Genomic DNA, 15,815 nt, shown 5'->3' on the forward strand with positions numbered 1-15,815 from the left:
GTCGCCACCGCGACCCTTCGCGCCATCCTTGCCGCATGCGGGTAAAGGGTCGTTTAACGCAGGTACGGGAAAACCCCCTGCCATCTACAGGCGCGGCACGCGGCAGGGGGGTCAGGTCGCGCCGTCGTCTATGAGGGGGTTCGGCTTTGCGAAACGCTCGAACTCTGCCTGATCTGTGATGGTCATGCGTGTGCCGACCACCTGCAGGCCATAGGGCTGCAGCCCCTTGATCGCGCGGCTCAGGTTCTCGGGCGTCATGCCAAGCACCGAGGCGAGGCGGCGCTTCTCATAATCGAGGGTGAAGGAGGCGGCGCCGTCCGCGCGGCGCTGCTGGCGCAAGAGATAGTTCGCCAACCGTTCCAGCGATGTCCGAAGCTTGAGGTCCTTCTGCGACTTGATCACCGCGCGGTAGCATTGGGCAAGCTCTGTCACGATGGCGCGGGCAAAGTTGCCATCGGCGGCGAAGACGGCGCGGACATCCTGACTGGGGATCAGGACGATCCGGCTTTTTTCAAGCGTGCGGGCCGACATCAGGTAGGGCGCATCCTTCACCGTCGCGGCGAGGATGAAGGTGGAGACGGGCCGGACGGTGGCCAGACTGGTTTCCCGCCCGTTCCACGAGGAGAAGAGGTCGACCGATCCGGACAGGACAAGATGGAGGAAATCGCTCGGATCGCCCTCGGTTATCAGTTCGACATGCCCGGGGAAATTCTGGACATAGGCCCCACGCATCAGAGCAGAGAAGTTTTCGTCGGCCATTTCCGCGAATAGATCGAGATGTCGAATCTCGGAGAACTCTGATGCGGGCATGGCTCGGGCCTCCGGATGACTGCGGCAAGGATCGGGCTTTGGATTGATAATTGTCAAGAAAATGGTTAACCCCTGCCGCCACCCTGTTTGACAGGGCGCGGGCCAGATCATGAAAAATTTCACTAAGTCATTTATTTCATTACAGTTTTAGGAAGTTCTGATCTAGATCAATTTCTTCGCGGCCTTGCCTCCGCAGGACTGACGTCGATCCCCCGGCAAGGGGATTGCGCCATTCCATTCGGAGACCTGCCATGCAGACTGCCGCCATAGCCTCCCGCGCCGATCAGAGACGCGCCCTTGGGCTGAGCACGGTCGCCTTCACCGCCTGTTTCGCGGTCTGGACGATCTTTTCTATCATCGGGGTAGCCATCAAGGCCGAGCTTGGGCTGAACGATACGCAGTTCGGGCTGCTGGTGGCGACGCCCGTGCTGACCGGGTCACTGACGCGTATCTTCCTTGGGGTCTGGACCGAGAAATATGGCGGAAGGCTGGTGTTTTCGGCACAGATGATGCTGGCGGCGCTGGCGACATGGGCGCTGACCCTTGCCGACAGCTATGCGATGTATCTTCTGGCGGCGCTGGGTGTTGGGCTTGCGGGCGGATCGTTCATCATCGGCGTGGCCTATGTCAGCCGCTGGTATGATGCGGGGCATCAGGGCACGGCGCTGGGCATTTTCGGGGCGGGCAATATCGGGGCGGCGGTGACGAAATTCGTCGCGCCTTTCGTGATGGTGGGCTTTGGCTGGCAGGGGGTGGCGAATACATGGGCGGCGGGCCTGGCGCTGATGGCGGTGATCTTCTTTGTTTTCGCCAAGGACGATCCCTCGCTCGTTGAACGTCGCCGGACCGGGGCAAAGCCGCCGAGTTTCGCCCAGCAGTTCGCGCCCCTGAAGAACCTGCAGGTCTGGCGCTTCTCGCTCTACTACTTCTTCGTCTTCGGCGCCTTCGTCGCGCTGGCGCTGTGGTTGCCGCACTACCTGATCGACGTCTACGGCGTCGATGTGCGCACTGCAGGCATGGCGGCCGCCTCGTTCAGCCTGTCGGCCAGCCTGTTCCGGGCCTATGGCGGACACCTTTCCGACAAGTTCGGCGCGCGGTCGGTCATGTACTGGACCTTCGGCTTTTCGATGCTGTTCCTGTTCATGCTGTCCTACCCGCCGACCGACTATGTCATCCAGGGCAAGGATGGCGTCATCGCCTTTTCAACCAGCATGGGGCTGTGGCCCTTCATCGCCACGCTCTTCGCGCTTGGCTTCTTCATGAGCCTCGGCAAGGCGGCGGTGTTCAAGCACATCCCGGTCTACTACCCCAACAACGTCGGCGCAGTCGGTGGCCTTGTCGGCATGATCGGCGGGCTTGGCGGGTTCGTCCTGCCCATCGCCTTTGGAGCCCTTTTGGACCTGACGGGCATCTATACCTCGTGCTTTGCGCTGCTGTTCGTGCTGGTCGGGATCGCGCTGACCTGGATGCACCTGTCGATCCGCGCCATGGAGCGCGCCGCGCATGGCGAGGTTCTGGACCGCCTGCCGCAGCTGCCTGAGATGCAGCCGATCCACCACCCCGAACGCACCGCCATGCCGCGTGTGCTCGAGGATTGGCGGCCCGAGGATGCGACCTTCTGGGCCGACAAGGGCCGTGCCGTCGCACGCCGCAACCTGTGGCTGTCGATCCCGGCGCTGCTGCTGGCCTTTTCGGTGTGGATGGTCTGGTCGATGGTGGTGGCCAAGCTGCCGCTGATCGGGTTCGCCTTCACCCCGGAGCAATTGTTCTGGCTGGCGGCTTTGCCTGCGCTGTCGGGGGCGACGCTGCGGATCTTCTACGGGTTCATGGTGCCGATCTTTGGTGGGCGGCTCTGGACGACGCTTTCCACCGCCTCGCTGCTGCTGCCCGCCATCGGCATCGGCTATGCCGTGCAGAACCCGGAAACCCCCTACTTCATCTTCCTGGTTCTGGCGCTTCTTTGCGGGCTTGGCGGGGCCAACTTCGCCTCTTCGATGGCCAACATCGGCTATTTCTTCCCCAAGGCGGAGAAGGGCAATGCGCTGGCGCTGAATGCGGGGCTGGGGAACCTTGGCGTCAGCGTGATGCAATTCCTTGTGCCGCTGGTGATCACCGCCGGAGTGTTCGGCGCGATGGGCGGCGAGGGCGTGGCGCTGGCGGATGGCGGGACGCTGTGGTTGCAGAATGCGGGCTTTGTCTGGGTGCCGTTCATCCTTGCCTCCACCGTCGCGGCATGGCTGGGGATGCATGACATCGCGGATGCGAAGGCGAGTTTCGCGCAGCAATCGGTGATCTTCGGGCGGGCGCATAACTGGCTGATGTGTGTGCTGTATATCGGGACCTTCGGCAGTTTCATCGGCTATTCGGCGGGATTTCCGCTGCTGTCGAAGATCGCCTTCCCCGAGGTGAACGCGCTGCAATACGTGTTCCTCGGCCCGCTGGTGGGCGCGCTGAGCCGTGCCGGGACTGGCTGGGTTGCCGACCGGTTCGGGGGTGGGCGGGTCACCTTCTGGGTCTTTGTGGGGATGATCGCATCGGTTCTGGCAGTGATCCTGTCGCTGCAGGCGGGCAGCTTTGCCGGGTTCTTCGCGGGCTTCATGGCGCTGTTCTTCTTTACCGGCGTTGGCAACGCGTCGACCTTCCAGATGATCCCGGTGATCATGGGCCGCGAAGTGCCGCGCCTGATGCCGCATCTGGCCGGGGCAGAACGTGCGCGCCAGATCGCCATGGAAAGCAGCGGCATTGTCGCCTTCACCAGCGCCATCGGGGCCTATGGCGGGTTCTTCATCCCCAAGGCCTATGGATCCTCCATCGCCATGACGGGCAGCCCCATCGGCGCGCTGTGGCTGTTCCTGATCTTCTACGTGATCTGCCTTGTCCTGACCTGGGCCGCCTATACGCGCCCCGGCGGGCTTCTCCACGACATCGAGCATGGCCGGCGCCTGGGTGCCGCCCATCCTGCCGAATAACGAAAGGAAGCGACGATGAGCCACCTGCTCGACAGACTGAACTTCTTTCAGAAGAAGACTTTGGAAACCTTTTCGGATGGTTGGGGAGAGACGACGCGCGAGGATCGCGGCTGGGAGGACACCTACCGGAACCGCTGGCGGCACGACAAGATCGTGCGGTCGACCCATGGTGTGAACTGCACCGGGTCCTGTTCGTGGAAGATCTACGTCAAATCCGGCATCGTGACATGGGAGACGCAGCAGACCGACTATCCGCGCACGCGGGCGGGGTTGCCGAACCATGAGCCGCGCGGTTGCGCGCGGGGGGCGTCCTATAGCTGGTATCTGTATTCCGCGAACCGTGTGAAGAACCCGCTGATCCGGGGCCGCCTGATGCGGGCCTGGCGCAAGCTTCGGGCGACGATGCCGCCGGTCGCGGCATGGGCGGCGATCCAGAAAGATCCCGCCCTGCGCGCGAGCTATACCAAGACGCGGGGCAAGGGCGGCTTTGTGCGCGCCACATGGGACGAGGCGACCGAGATCATCGCCGCCGCCAATGCCCATACCGCCAAGGTCTGGGGGCCGGACCGGGTGTTCGGATTCTCGCCCATTCCGGCCATGTCGATGGTCAGCTATGCGGCGGGGTCGCGCTATCTGAGCCTGCTGGGCGGCACCTGCATGTCGTTCTATGACTGGTATTGCGACCTGCCGCCCGCATCGCCGCAGACATGGGGCGAACAGACGGACGTGCCGGAATCGGCCGACTGGTACAACGCGGGCTTCCTGATGCTCTGGGGGTCGAACGTGCCGCAGACGCGCACGCCGGATGCCCATTTCTATACCGAGGTGCGCTATCGCGGCACGAAATCCGCCGTGGTCAGCCCCGACTATTCCGAGGCGGCGAAGTTCGGCGACATCTGGCTGAACCCGCAGGCGGGCACCGATGCGGCGCTGGCCATGGCGATGGGGCATGTGATCCTGCGCGAATTCCATCTGGACCGGCAGGCGGAGTATTTCGAGGAATACGCCCGCAAATACACCGACATGCCGATGCTGGTGGTGCTGGATGAACAGGATGGCCGGCTTGTTCCAGGACGGATGCTGCGGGCCGAGGATTTCGACGACAAACTGGGCGAGGCGAACAATCCCGACTGGAAGACCGTGGCCTTCGATGAGGCGACGGGGCGTTTCGTTGCCCCGAACGGCTCCATCGGGTTCCGCTGGGGCGAGGAGGGAAAATGGAACCTTGAGGAGAAGGCCGCCGATGCCGAAACCCAACTGCGGCTGAGCCAGATCCTTGACGGCCAGCATGACGCGGTGGTGGGGGTGGATTTCCCCTATTTCGGCGGCGCGGCGACGGGCGATTTCGTGAAATGCGACGCGCCAGAGGTTCTGACGCGCAATGTCCCGGCGAGGGCTGTCACGCTTGGCGATGGGCGCGAGGTGATGGTGGCCACGGTGTTCGACCTGTTCTGCGCCAATTACGGGCTGGATCGCGGGTTGGGCGGTGATTGGGTGTCGAAGGATTTTGACGACGACATGCCCTATACCCCCGCCTGGGCGGAGAAGATCACGGGCGTTGCGCGGGAAAAGATCATCGCGGTGGCCCGCGAATTCGCGGGCAACGCAGAAAAGACCCGGGGCAAGTCCATGGTCATCCTCGGGGCCGGTCTGAACCACTGGTACCACATGGACATGAACTACCGCGGCATCATCAACATGCTGGTGATGTGCGGTTGCATCGGGCAGGAGGGGGGCGGCTGGTCGCACTATGTGGGGCAGGAGAAGCTGCGGCCACAGACCGGCTGGGCGCCGCTGGCCTTTGCGCTGGATTGGAACCGCCCGCCGCGGCACATGAACTCGACCAGCGCCTGGTACGCCCATACCGACCAGTGGCGGTATGAGACGTTGCGCGCGGGTGAAATCCTGTCGCCCACGGCGCCCAAGGGCGACTGGGACATCAGCCTCATTGACTACAACATCCGGGCGGAACGGATGGGCTGGCTGCCATCGGCCCCGCAGCTGAAGACCAACCCGCTGGAGGTGTCGAAGGCCGCCAAGGCAGCGGGCAAGGACATCAAGGAGTTCGTTGCCGCTGAACTGAAATCCGGCAATCTGGAAATGTCCTGCCAGGACCCGGATGCGCCGGAAAACTGGCCGCGCAACCTCTTTGTCTGGCGGTCCAACCTGCTGGGGTCTTCGGGCAAGGGGCATGAGTATTTCCTCAAGCACCTTCTGGGAACCGACCACGGCGTCATGGGCAAGGATCTGGGCGAGGAAGGCCATGCCAAGCCCGTGGAGGCCGTCTGGCATGACGAGGCACCGAAGGGCAAGCTGGACCTGCTGGTCTGCATCGACTTCCGCATGTCGACGACGGCGGTCTATTCCGACATCGTGCTGCCCACCGCGTCCTGGTATGAAAAGGACGACCTGAACACATCCGACATGCACCCCTTCATCCATCCGCTGCAGGCGGCGGTGGACCCGGCCTATGAGAGCAAGTCGGACTGGGAAATCTTCAAATCCATCGCGAAGAAGTTCAGCGAAGTGGCCCCTGAAGTGTTGGGGGTCGAAACCGACATCGTTCAGCTGCCGCTCCTCCACGACACCGCCGCCGAACTGGCTCAGGCGCATGTGAAGGACTGGAAAAAGGGCGAATGCGACCTGATCCCCGGCAAGACCGCGCCGAACTACATCGCGGTCGAGCGGGACTATCCCAACCTCTACAAGAAGTTCACCTCGGTCGGTCCACTGCTGGAAAAGCTCGGCAACGGTGGCAAGGGGATCAACTGGGATACCAAGGTCGAGGTCGGGCATCTGCGCGACCTGAACGGGGTGGTGCAGGACGAGGGCGTGTCGAAGGGCCTTGCCAGACTGAACACCGCCATCGACGCGGCGGAAATGATCCTGATGCTGGCGCCTGAGACCAATGGAGAGGTCGCGGTCAAGGCGTGGGAGGAGTTGGAGAAACCCACCGGCCAGCACCACGCCCATCTGGCCGAAGGCGCGCATCACACCAAGATCCGCTTCCGCGATATCGCGGCGCAGCCACGCAAGATCATCTCCTCTCCCACATGGTCGGGGATCGAGAGCGAGGAGGTCTGCTATAACGCGGGCTACACCAATGTGCATGAGTTGATCCCGTGGCGGACGCTGACGGGGCGACAGCAGCTTTATCAAGATCACCTCTGGATGCGGGCCTTTGGCGAGGGGTTCGTCAGCTATCGCCCGCCTGTGGACCTGAAGACCGTCACGCAGGCGGTGAATGGCGATGCGGCAGAAGGCAACCCGCATGTCGTGCTGAACTTCATCACGCCGCATCAGAAATGGGGCATCCATTCGACCTATAGCGACAACCTTCTGATGCTGACGCTGAACCGTGGCGGGCCGGTTGTCTGGATGTCGGAGGTCGATGCCGCGAAGGCCGGGCTTGTCGATAACGACTGGGTCGAAGCCTATAACGTCAACGGCGCGCTGACGGCGCGGGTGGTGGTGTCCCAGCGGATCAAGCAGGGCACGCTGTTCATGTATCACGCGCAGGAAAAGATCGTGAATACGCCCGGATCGGAAAAGACCGGGCTGCGGGGCGGCATCCACAATTCCGTCACCCGCGCCACGCTGAAGCCCACGCATATGATCGGCGGCTATGCCCAGCTTTCCTATGGGTTCAACTACTATGGCACCGTGGGCAGCAACCGCGACGAATTCGTGATCGTCCGAAAGATGCAGAAGATCGACTGGCTGGACCAACCCGCAACCCAGGAGGCAGCGGAATGAGAGTGCGCGCGCAAATCGGCAAGGTGCTGAATCTGGACAAGTGCATCGGCTGTCACACCTGTTCGGTCACCTGCAAGAACGTCTGGACCACGCGGGACGGCGTCGAATACGCGTGGTTCAACAATGTGGAGACGAAGCCCGGCACGGGCTATCCGACCGATTGGGAGAACCAGAAGCGCTGGAACGGTGGGTGGGTGCGGTCGGCCTCTGGCAAGCTGCAACCCAGGCAGGGGGCAAAGTGGCGCATTCTGGCGAACATCTTTGCCAATCCGTCGATGCCCGAGATCGACGATTACTATGAACCCTTCGATTTCGACCATGACCACCTGAAATCCGCGCCCGAGATGCAGGCCTTCCCCACCGCAAGGCCCCGGTCGAAGATCACCGGGGAACGGATGGAGAAGATCGAGAAGGGGCCGAACTGGGAAGAAATCCTTGGCGGCGAATTCGCCAAGCGGTCAGAGGATTACAACTTCGACAAGGTGCAGAAGGACATCTACGGAGAGTATGAAAGCACCTTCATGATGTATCTGCCGCGCCTCTGCGAGCATTGCCTGAACCCCACCTGTTCCGCCTCTTGCCCGTCGGGCGCGATCTACAAGCGGGAAGAGGATGGCATCGTCCTGATTGACCAGGAGAAATGCCGGGGCTGGCGGATGTGCATTTCGGGCTGTCCCTACAAGAAGGTCTATTACAACTGGGATACCGGCAAGTCGGAGAAATGCACCTTCTGCTATCCGCGCATCGAGAGCGGCCAGCCGACCGTCTGTTCGGAAACTTGCGTGGGGCGGATCCGCTATCTGGGCGTCATCTTGTATGACGCCGACAAGATCGAGGCGGCGGCAAGTGCCGAGCGGGAAACCGACCTTTATGGCGCGCAGCTTGACGTGTTCCTTGATCCGAACGACCCGGAGGTGATCGCCGCCGCCCGCCGCGACGGCGTGCCGGAGGATTGGATCGAAGCGGCCAAGGTCAGCCCGATCTGGAAGATGGCGATGGAATGGAAGGTCGCCTTCCCGCTGCATCCGGAATACAGGACCCTGCCGATGGTCTGGTATATCCCGCCGCTGTCGCCCATCCAGAACGCCGCGCAGGCGGGCCAGATCGCCATGAGCGAACAGATGCCCGATGTGCGCAGCCTGCGCATCCCTGTGCAATACCTCGCCAATATGCTGACGGCGGGAGACGAGGAACCCATCGTTTCGGCGCTGGAACGGATGTCGGCCATGCGCCTCTATATGCGGGCGCTGACGGTGGATGGCGTGCGGGACGAAGGCATCGCCGCCCGCGTGGGCATGTCGGGCCGGATGATCGAGGACATGTACAAGATCATGGCCATCGCCGATTACGAAGACCGCTTCGCCATCCCGACGGCGCATCGCGAACAGAACGAGCATGGTGCCGAACTCCGGGGCGGCTGCGGCTTTACCGATGGGAACGGCTGTTCCACCGGCGAGAGCGGCAAGACAAGCCTCTTCGGCGGCAAGAAGAAATCCTTCGCCCTTCCGCAGGAGACATTCTGATGACCGACCGCACTTTGAAGGCACTGTCCCTGATCCTCAGCTATCCGACGGAGGACCTGCAGACCGCCATGCCCGAGATCGGCAACGCCCTCGTGGGGGATATGCGGCTCATCCCGTCCGTCCGGGCTGCACTGGGCGCGCTGTCGCAGGAACTGGAGGATGGCGACCTCTACGACCTTCAGGAACGCTATGTCATGCTGTTCGACAGGTCGCGGACGCTGTCCCTGAACCTTTTCGAGCATGTGCATGGCGAAAGCCGCGAAAGGGGCGGCGCCATGGTCAGCCTGATCGAGACCTACCGCGCGGCGGGGTTCGAACCCGTCACCACGGAACTGCCCGACCACCTGCCGGTACTGCTTGAATTCCTGTCGACGCGTCCCACAGGCGAAGCACGGGAAACCTTGGCGGACGCGGCGCATATCCTCGACGTGCTTTGCGCGCGCCTCCAGCGCCGCGACAGCCGATATGCCGCCGCGTTCGCCGCCCTTTCCGCACTTGCCGGAACATCGGGCGATGCCGAGGCCGTGGCCGGGATGCTGGCGCAAGCCGAGGACGACCCGACCGACCTCGTCGCGCTGGATGCCGTCTGGGAGGAAACCGAGGTGACCTTCGGCCCCGACCCGAATGCCGGCTGCCCGCAGGTGCGCGACATGCTTGCCCTCATGGACAAGCCCAACAACACATCCGAACACAGGAGCGCCTGAGATGTTCGAGAGCTTTGACATCGACTTCGTCATCTTCGGGGTCATGCCCTATGTCGCGCTGACCGTGTTTCTGGTGGGATCGATCGCGCGCTATGAACGCGACCCCTTCACCTGGAAATCCTCGTCAAGTCAGCTTTTGCGGCGCACGCAGCTTATCTGGGGGTCGATCCTGTTCCATGTCGGCATCCTGACGGTGTTCTTCGGGCATCTCGTCGGCCTCTTCACCCCGGTCTGGGTGCTGGATGCGCTGGGCGTTCCCTATGGGCTGAAGCAGTGGATGGCCGTGCTGATCGGCGGTCCGGCGGGCCTTGCCGCACTGATCGGGGGCACGATGCTGATCCATCGACGTTTGACGGACCCGCGCATCCGCGCGACCTCCACCACGCTGGACATCCTGATCATGATCCTGATCTGGATGCAGCTTGCCATCGGCCTGCTGACGATCACCCAATCGCTGCAGCACATGGACGGGGCAGAGATGATCCGCTTCATGGAATGGTCGCAAAGCGTGGTGACATGGAACGTCAACGCATGGGTGACGGTGGTCGACGTGCATTGGCTGTTCAAGCTGCACATCTTCCTTGGGCTGGTCATCACCATGCTGTTCCCCTTCACGCGGCTGGTTCATATCTGGTCGGGCTTTGCCGCGCCCTTCCGCTATCTGCTGGCGCGGTCCGGCTATCAGATCGTCCGCTCCCGCCGCCGCCGCCCGCTTGAGGACCGCCGCCGCGCCTTTGACAGGCGACAGGCCCAGCGCGGCCCCTCATCCACCACCCCGGCGGAGTGACCGCGATGAACGCAGCCCTTTTTCCCGATGTCGTGGTGAACGGCGAAACCATCCCCTTGGCGGCCATCGCCGCCGAGGCCCAGAACCACAGCGCCCCCAAGGACAAGCCGGGCATCGCTTGGCGCAAGGCGGCGCAGGCACTGGCCATCAGGGCGCTTCTGCTGCAAGAGGCGCGGCGTCGCGGGTTGGTGCCCGACCCTCTCGAACTCGCGCCGGGGCGGTTCGAAACCGAAGACGAGGCGTTGATCCGCGCTCTGCTGGAACAGGCGCTGACCATCGCGCCCGTGAGGGAAGAGGAGGTGCGCGCCGAATGGGCGAAGGACCCGGCGCGCTATCGCAGCGCGCCCCTGTGGGATGTGTCGCATATCCTCGTCGCCTGCGATCCGCGCGACGTGATCGCGCGCGAGGCGGCGCAGGCGCGTGCGAGGGGCATCCTCGCCGGGCTGGAGGGCGATGCGAAGGGCTTTGCCAGCGCGGCACGGCAAAGCGATTGCGGATCGAAGGCGGCGGGCGGGCATCTGGGGCAAATTGGCCCCGGCGACACGGTCCCGGAATTCGAGGCCGCCCTGCGCGGCCTGCCCGAGGGCGGCATCACGCCCGCACCCGTCCTCTCGCGGCACGGCTGGCACATCATCCGGCTGAACGCCACGGCAGCGGGGCAGGTCCTTCCCTTCGAAAGCCTGCGCCCCCGAATCGCCGAGGCCTTGGAGAAGGCGGCATGGGCGCGCGCCTCGCGCGGCTTCGTGGAACATCTGGCGGCAGGCGCGCGGATTACCGGCGCAAGCCTCGCGCCGATCTGAGCACATTGAGAGCATCCGCCAGCGGCCACACCACCGGCCCGCGGCGGCCCGGCCATGAGGGCCCTGCGACTTACCACAAAAGAAGCGCCGCCACGCGGGATCGTGGCGGCGTCAGTGGGGAGCAAACGTCTAGTGCTCTGACCCCCGATAACTCCTCCATCTGATGCTAGAGTCCGGCCCACTGAGAGGATCGGACATGAAGAGATCGAAGTTCACGGAAGAGCAGATCATTGGGATTTTGCGAGAGCAGGAGGCTGGGGCGAAGACGACGGAATGAACCGCGCCGGGTTTGCCGGAGGCTAATTTTCGTTCGTTACGCGGCCTTGGGCTCGATTTCCAGAGCCGCGTAGAAATTGGCTTCGGCTTCTGCGGGTGGGATGTTCCCAATGGGCTCCAGCAGGCGTCGGTTGTTGAACCAGTCCACCCATTCGAGGGTTGCATATTCGACGGCTTCGAAGCTGCGCCACGGGCCACGGCGGTGGATGACTTCGGCTTTGAAGAGGCCGTTGATCGTCTCGGCCAGGGCGTTGTCGTAGCTGTCACCGACGCTGCCCACGGAAGGCTCGATGCCTGCCTCGGCCAGTCGTTCGGTGTACTTGATCGACAGGTATTGCGATCCACGATCAGAATGATGGACCAGCCCCATGCCCTTGACCGGCCGGCGTTCATGGACGGCCTGTTCCAGGGCATCGAGGACAAATCCGGCATGAGGGGAGGTGCTGACACGCCAGCCGACGATCCTGCGGGCATAGGCGTCGATGACGAATGCCACATAGGCGAACCCTTTCCAGGTTGCGACATAGGTGAAATCCGACACCCAAAGCATATTGGGCGCAGGCACACGGAACTGGCGGTTCACGCGGTCCAGCGGGCAAGGCAGCTTTTTGTCAGGAATCGTCGTCTTCTGCGGCTTGCCGCGGATAATGCCTTGAATACCCATGACCTTCATCAGCCTGGACACGGTGCAGCGGGCCACGTCGAAGCCTTCACGTCGCAACTGCCGCCAGACCTTGCGGGCGCCGTAGACGCTCCAGTTCTCCTCAAAGACGCGTCGGGTCGGCCCGCTTCGCCAGGTGATCGTAATAGGTGGACGGGGCGATCGGCAGCACGTTGCAGATCGGCTCGACCCCGTGCGCATTGCGATGCGCATCGATGAAACCCACCATCACTTCGACCGGCGGTCGAGCTCCGCCATCGCAAAATACGCTGACGCCTTGCGAAGGATCTCGTTGGCTTGGCGCAGTTCACGGTTCTCGCGTTCCAAGGCCTTCATGCGCTCGGCCATCTCGCTGGAGAGGCCTGCACGCTTGCCGCTGTCGACCTCGGCCTTCTTGACCCATTCGTTCAGGGTATGCCCCGAACAACCGATCTTCGCTGAAATCGACATGATCGCCTGCCACCGCGAGCCATGCTGACCCTCGTTGTCGAGGACTAAACGCACCGCGCGTTCACGCACTTCGGGGGAAAACTTGTTCGTCGTTTTGCTCATGATGCTCCATCCTACTCAGGAGTTGGAGCCTCCGGCAAACCCGGAACGGTTCAGAACTGTGCCGCAAGCACGGGATGTCGGAAGCGACCTTTTACGCGTGGAAGGCCAAGTTTGGCGGCATGGATGTTTCGGACGCGAAGCGCCTGAAGCAGCTTGAGGACGAGAACGCCCGTCTGAAGCGGTTGTTGGCAGAGTCGCTTTTGGATCAGGCTGCCTTGAAGGATTTGCTGTCGCGAAAGTGGTAACGCCCGCCGCTAGGCGCGAAGCCGTCGCGATCCTTGTGGAGCATCACGAGATGAGCGAGCGGCGGGCGTGTTCCGTGGTCGGAGCGGACCGGACCTCCATCCGATATCGCAGCTGCCGACCAGACGATACCGATCTGCGCGAGCGCCTGCGGACGCTGGCGAGCAAGAGGCGCCGCTTCGGCTATCGGCGGCTGCATGTCTTGCTGCGGCGAGAAGGCCATTCGGTGAACCTCAAGAAGACGCAACGGATCTACCGTGAGGAAGGCCTGTCCGTGCGAAAGCGGAAGGGCCGCAAGAAGGCCAGTGGCACACGCGCACCCTTGCTGAGCGTGGTCATGCCGAATGCACGCTGGTCTGTCGATTTCGTCCATGACCAGTTCGCGCATGGTAGGCGCTTCCGCATCTTCAACGGCATCGACGATGTAACGAAGGAGTGCCTGGCTGCGGTCGTCGATACCTCCATCTCAGGTCGCCGCGTTGCAAGGGAACTCACAACGTTGATTGAGCGGCGCGGCAAGCCTGGACTCATCGTCAGCGACCACGGCACGGAGTTCACTTCCAATGCGATGCTGGCCTGGAGCGAAGACGCAGGGGTGCCTTGGCACTTCATCGCACCGGGAAAGCCCATGCAGAACGGAATCTGCGAAGCCTTCAATTCCAAGATGAGGGACGAACTCTTGAATGAGACGCTGTTTTTTGGCCTCGACCACGCACGATCTGCCGTCGCGCGCTGGGTCGCTGATTACAACGCAACCAGGCCGCACTCCGCGCTCGGCTATCTCACACCCGCAGCCTATGCTGCCAAACTCACCGCAATGGGCGACCGGCTTCTCGAAACGGAAACGCTCCGCCGCTCGCCCATTGCTCACAACGCGCAACCGCGCCAATTTCAACCATCGGCTCTGGTTTCAGGTGGATGAGTAAAGGGGGTCAGAGCAGTCCTGTTGCATCGTATCGCCGCCTGCCTCGCCGAATGGTGACGTTCCAAGGTCAGGAAGCCGAGGGCAAAATCCGTCGTCGTCAATTCACCGTCTGGAACTACGGGCCGATGATGGCCGGAAGCAAGGAGGTGCGCAACTGCGAGTTGCCCGTCGCTGCCTGCGCCTGCCCGCTTATGCGTGCTGGTGCGGTTTTTCGGGTGTGGTGTTGATGTGGCGTTGATGTAAACCGGAACGCCAAAAGCCCGACGGTTTACGTCGGGCTCTAAGCATCTGATATCATTTAGAAATTTGGTTGCGGGGGCAGGATTTGAACCTGCGGCCTTCAGGTTATGAGCCTGACGAGCTACCGGGCTGCTCCACCCCGCGACAGGTGGTGTCTGATTGGGGGATTTTGTGATCGTTTGGAGGGAGTTTTATGTGTTTCTTTCTAGGTTTGGCGGTGACCTACTCTCCCACGTCTTGAGACGGAGTACCATTGGCGCGACGGCACTTAACGGCCGGGTTCGGGATGGGACCGGGTGTTTTGCTCGTGCTATGACCACCAAACCGAGGAAGAAACACGCCCCACGCATGCAGCTGTCGCTGCATGGCGGCGCTTCATCAGTGTTTTCATTGTTCCAAGATTGCTTTTGATGTCAGACAGCCTTGCTGTTTCTGGATCAAATCAAGCCTATCGGGCAATTAGTACCGGTCAGCTGAACGCATTGCTGCGCTTACACCTCCGGCCTATCGACGTGGTGGTCTTCCACGGCCCTCAAGGGAGACCTTGTTTTGAAGGGGGCTTCCCGCTTAGATGCCTTCAGCGGTTATCCTGTCCGTTCATAGCTACCCAGCACTGCCGTTGGCACGACAACTGGTCCACCAGTGGAACGTTCACCCCGGTCCTCTCGTACTAGGGGCAACTCTTCTCAAGTCTCCTACACCCACGGCAGATAGGGACCGAACTGTCTCACGACGTTCTAAACCCAGCTCACGTACCTCTTTAAATGGCGAACAGCCATACCCTTGGGACCTGCTCCAGCCCCAGGATGAGATGAGCCGACATCGAGGTGCCAAACGATGCCGTCGATATGGACTCTTGGGCATCATCAGCCTGTTATCCCCAGAGTACCTTTTATCCGTTGAGCGATGGCCCTCCCACTTGGGACCACCGGATCACTATGGCCGACTTTCGTCTCTGCTCGACTTGTCAGTCTTGCAGTCAGGCTGGCTTCTGCCATTGCACTCAACGAGCGATTTCCGACCGCTCTGAGCCAACCTTCGCGCGCCTCCGTTACTGTTTGGGAGGCGACCGCCCCAGTCAAACTCCCCACCATGCATGGTCCCGGACCCGGATGACGGGCCGCGGTTAGACATCAAGAGTGCGAAGGGTGGTATCTCAAGGGAGGCTCCACAGAGACTGGCGTCCCTGCTTCGATGCCTACCACCTATCCTGCACATCACAATCCTGATGCCAGTGCAAAGCTGGAGTAAAGGTTCATGGGGTCTTTCCGTCTAACCGCGGGTAGTGTGCATCTTGACACACAGTTCAATTTCGCTGAGTCCACGTTAGAGACAGCGGGGAGATCGTTACGCCATTCGTGCAGGTCGGAACTTACCCGACAAGGAATTTCGCTACCTTAGGACCGTTATAGTTACGGCCGCCGTTTACTGGGGCTTCAATTCGGAGCTTGCACCCCTCCTTTTAACCTTCCAGCACCGGGCAGGCGTCAGACCCTATACGTCGCCTTACGGCTTCGCAGAGCCCTGTGTTTTAAGTAAACAGTCGCCACCCCCTAGTTTGTGCCCCCC

The 15,815-nt window shown here is 62.1% G+C and carries 9 protein-coding genes, 1 tRNA gene, 2 rRNA genes, 1 pseudogene and 1 other annotated feature (1 of these 14 only partly in view); of the genes and pseudogenes, 8 read left to right on the forward strand and 5 right to left on the reverse strand.

What is annotated here, in order from left to right; genetic code table 11:
• Nucleotides 1-111: 111 nt before the first annotated feature.
• A complete protein-coding gene (locus tag TabM4_RS18205) occupies nt 112-810 on the reverse strand; it encodes a cyclic nucleotide-binding domain-containing protein (protein ID WP_434615676.1) in 699 nt (232 codons plus the stop codon).
• Nucleotides 811-1,061: 251 nt separating this feature from the next.
• Here TabM4_RS18205 and TabM4_RS18210 point away from each other — a divergent pair, with 251 nt between their 5' ends.
• Genes TabM4_RS18210 through TabM4_RS18235 form a run of 6 tightly spaced genes read left to right on the forward strand, consistent with a single transcriptional unit; the run spans nt 1,062 to nt 11,349 of the window.
• Complete coding sequence (locus TabM4_RS18210; protein ID WP_434615679.1) at nt 1,062-3,779, forward strand: nitrate/nitrite transporter; 2,718 nt, start codon at nt 1,062-1,064, stop codon at nt 3,777-3,779.
• Nucleotides 3,780-3,794: 15 nt separating this feature from the next.
• A complete protein-coding gene (locus TabM4_RS18215) occupies nt 3,795-7,535 on the forward strand; it encodes a nitrate reductase subunit alpha (protein WP_434615682.1) in 3,741 nt (1,246 codons plus the stop codon).
• On the forward strand, nt 7,532-9,058 hold the full coding sequence (gene narH, locus TabM4_RS18220) for a nitrate reductase subunit beta (protein ID WP_434615685.1): 1,527 nt from the start codon (nt 7,532-7,534) through the stop codon (nt 9,056-9,058). The genes TabM4_RS18215 and narH overlap by 4 nt, the downstream gene beginning before the upstream one ends.
• On the forward strand, nt 9,058-9,762 hold the full coding sequence (gene narJ / locus TabM4_RS18225; RefSeq protein ID WP_434615688.1) for a nitrate reductase molybdenum cofactor assembly chaperone: 705 nt from the start codon (nt 9,058-9,060) through the stop codon (nt 9,760-9,762). The genes narH and narJ overlap by 1 nt, the downstream gene beginning before the upstream one ends.
• A gap of 1 nt (nt 9,763) precedes the next feature.
• Nucleotides 9,764-10,549 (forward strand): respiratory nitrate reductase subunit gamma, encoded by a 786-nt coding sequence (narI, locus tag TabM4_RS18230; protein ID WP_434615691.1) that lies wholly within the window; start codon nt 9,764-9,766, stop codon nt 10,547-10,549.
• 5 nt (nt 10,550-10,554) lie between these two features.
• Nucleotides 10,555-11,349, forward strand: a complete 795-nt coding sequence (locus TabM4_RS18235; protein ID WP_434615694.1) for a peptidylprolyl isomerase — start codon at nt 10,555-10,557, stop codon at nt 11,347-11,349.
• Nucleotides 11,350-11,665: 316 nt separating this feature from the next.
• Here TabM4_RS18235 and TabM4_RS18240 read toward each other — a convergent pair.
• Nucleotides 11,666-12,838: pseudogene (locus TabM4_RS18240) on the reverse strand (transposase); the annotation flags it as partial.
• Nucleotides 12,441-12,557: a sequence feature (AL1L pseudoknot), on the reverse strand. Its footprint overlaps the pseudogene before it by 117 nt.
• Nucleotides 12,839-12,846: 8 nt before the next feature.
• On the opposite strand from TabM4_RS18240, the gene TabM4_RS18245 reads away from it, so the two are divergent.
• Together TabM4_RS18245 and TabM4_RS18250 are read left to right on the forward strand one after the other, a co-directional pair.
• A protein-coding gene (locus TabM4_RS18245; RefSeq protein WP_434622169.1) for an IS3 family transposase occupies nt 12,847-14,003 on the forward strand; the annotation gives its coding sequence in 2 pieces (ribosomal slippage) (nt 12,847-13,078 and nt 13,078-14,003; 1,158 coding nt in all).
• Between the two features lie 53 nt (nt 14,004-14,056).
• Nucleotides 14,057-14,233: a hypothetical protein gene (locus tag TabM4_RS18250; protein ID WP_434615697.1), complete on the forward strand. Its 177-nt coding sequence runs from the start codon at nt 14,057-14,059 to the stop codon at nt 14,231-14,233.
• Nucleotides 14,234-14,313: 80 nt separating this feature from the next.
• Here the strand turns inward: TabM4_RS18250 and TabM4_RS18255 are convergent.
• The 3 genes from TabM4_RS18255 to TabM4_RS18265 all read right to left on the reverse strand — a co-directional run.
• A tRNA-Met gene (locus TabM4_RS18255) sits at nt 14,314-14,390 on the reverse strand.
• A 65-nt stretch (nt 14,391-14,455) separates the two neighbouring features.
• A 5S ribosomal RNA gene (gene rrf, locus TabM4_RS18260) occupies nt 14,456-14,570 on the reverse strand.
• A 114-nt stretch (nt 14,571-14,684) separates the two neighbouring features.
• Nucleotides 14,685-15,815, reverse strand: a 23S ribosomal RNA gene (locus TabM4_RS18265); it runs 1,717 nt beyond the window's last position.

It is taken from the genome of Tabrizicola sp. M-4 (genome assembly GCF_051132405.1).
In the GTDB taxonomy this organism is placed as follows: Bacteria; Pseudomonadota; Alphaproteobacteria; order Rhodobacterales; family Rhodobacteraceae; genus Paragemmobacter.

What these genes read in the sequence shown, in the direction of transcription:
- TabM4_RS18210 (WP_434615679.1), top strand. Translation starts at nt 1,062, where the DNA reads ATGCAGACTGCCGCCATAGCCTCCCGCGCCGATCAGAGACGCGCCCTT.
- TabM4_RS18250 (WP_434615697.1), top strand. Translation starts at nt 14,057, where the DNA reads ATGGTGACGTTCCAAGGTCAGGAAGCCGAGGGCAAAATCCGTCGTCGT.
- narI (WP_434615691.1), top strand. Translation starts at nt 9,764, where the DNA reads ATGTTCGAGAGCTTTGACATCGACTTCGTCATCTTCGGGGTCATGCCC.
- narJ (WP_434615688.1), top strand. Translation starts at nt 9,058, where the DNA reads ATGACCGACCGCACTTTGAAGGCACTGTCCCTGATCCTCAGCTATCCG.
- TabM4_RS18235 (WP_434615694.1), top strand. Translation starts at nt 10,555, where the DNA reads ATGAACGCAGCCCTTTTTCCCGATGTCGTGGTGAACGGCGAAACCATC.
- TabM4_RS18215 (WP_434615682.1), top strand. Translation starts at nt 3,795, where the DNA reads ATGAGCCACCTGCTCGACAGACTGAACTTCTTTCAGAAGAAGACTTTG.
- TabM4_RS18205 (WP_434615676.1), bottom strand. Translation starts at nt 810, where the DNA reads ATGCCCGCATCAGAGTTCTCCGAGATTCGACATCTCGATCTATTCGCG.
- narH (WP_434615685.1), top strand. Translation starts at nt 7,532, where the DNA reads ATGAGAGTGCGCGCGCAAATCGGCAAGGTGCTGAATCTGGACAAGTGC.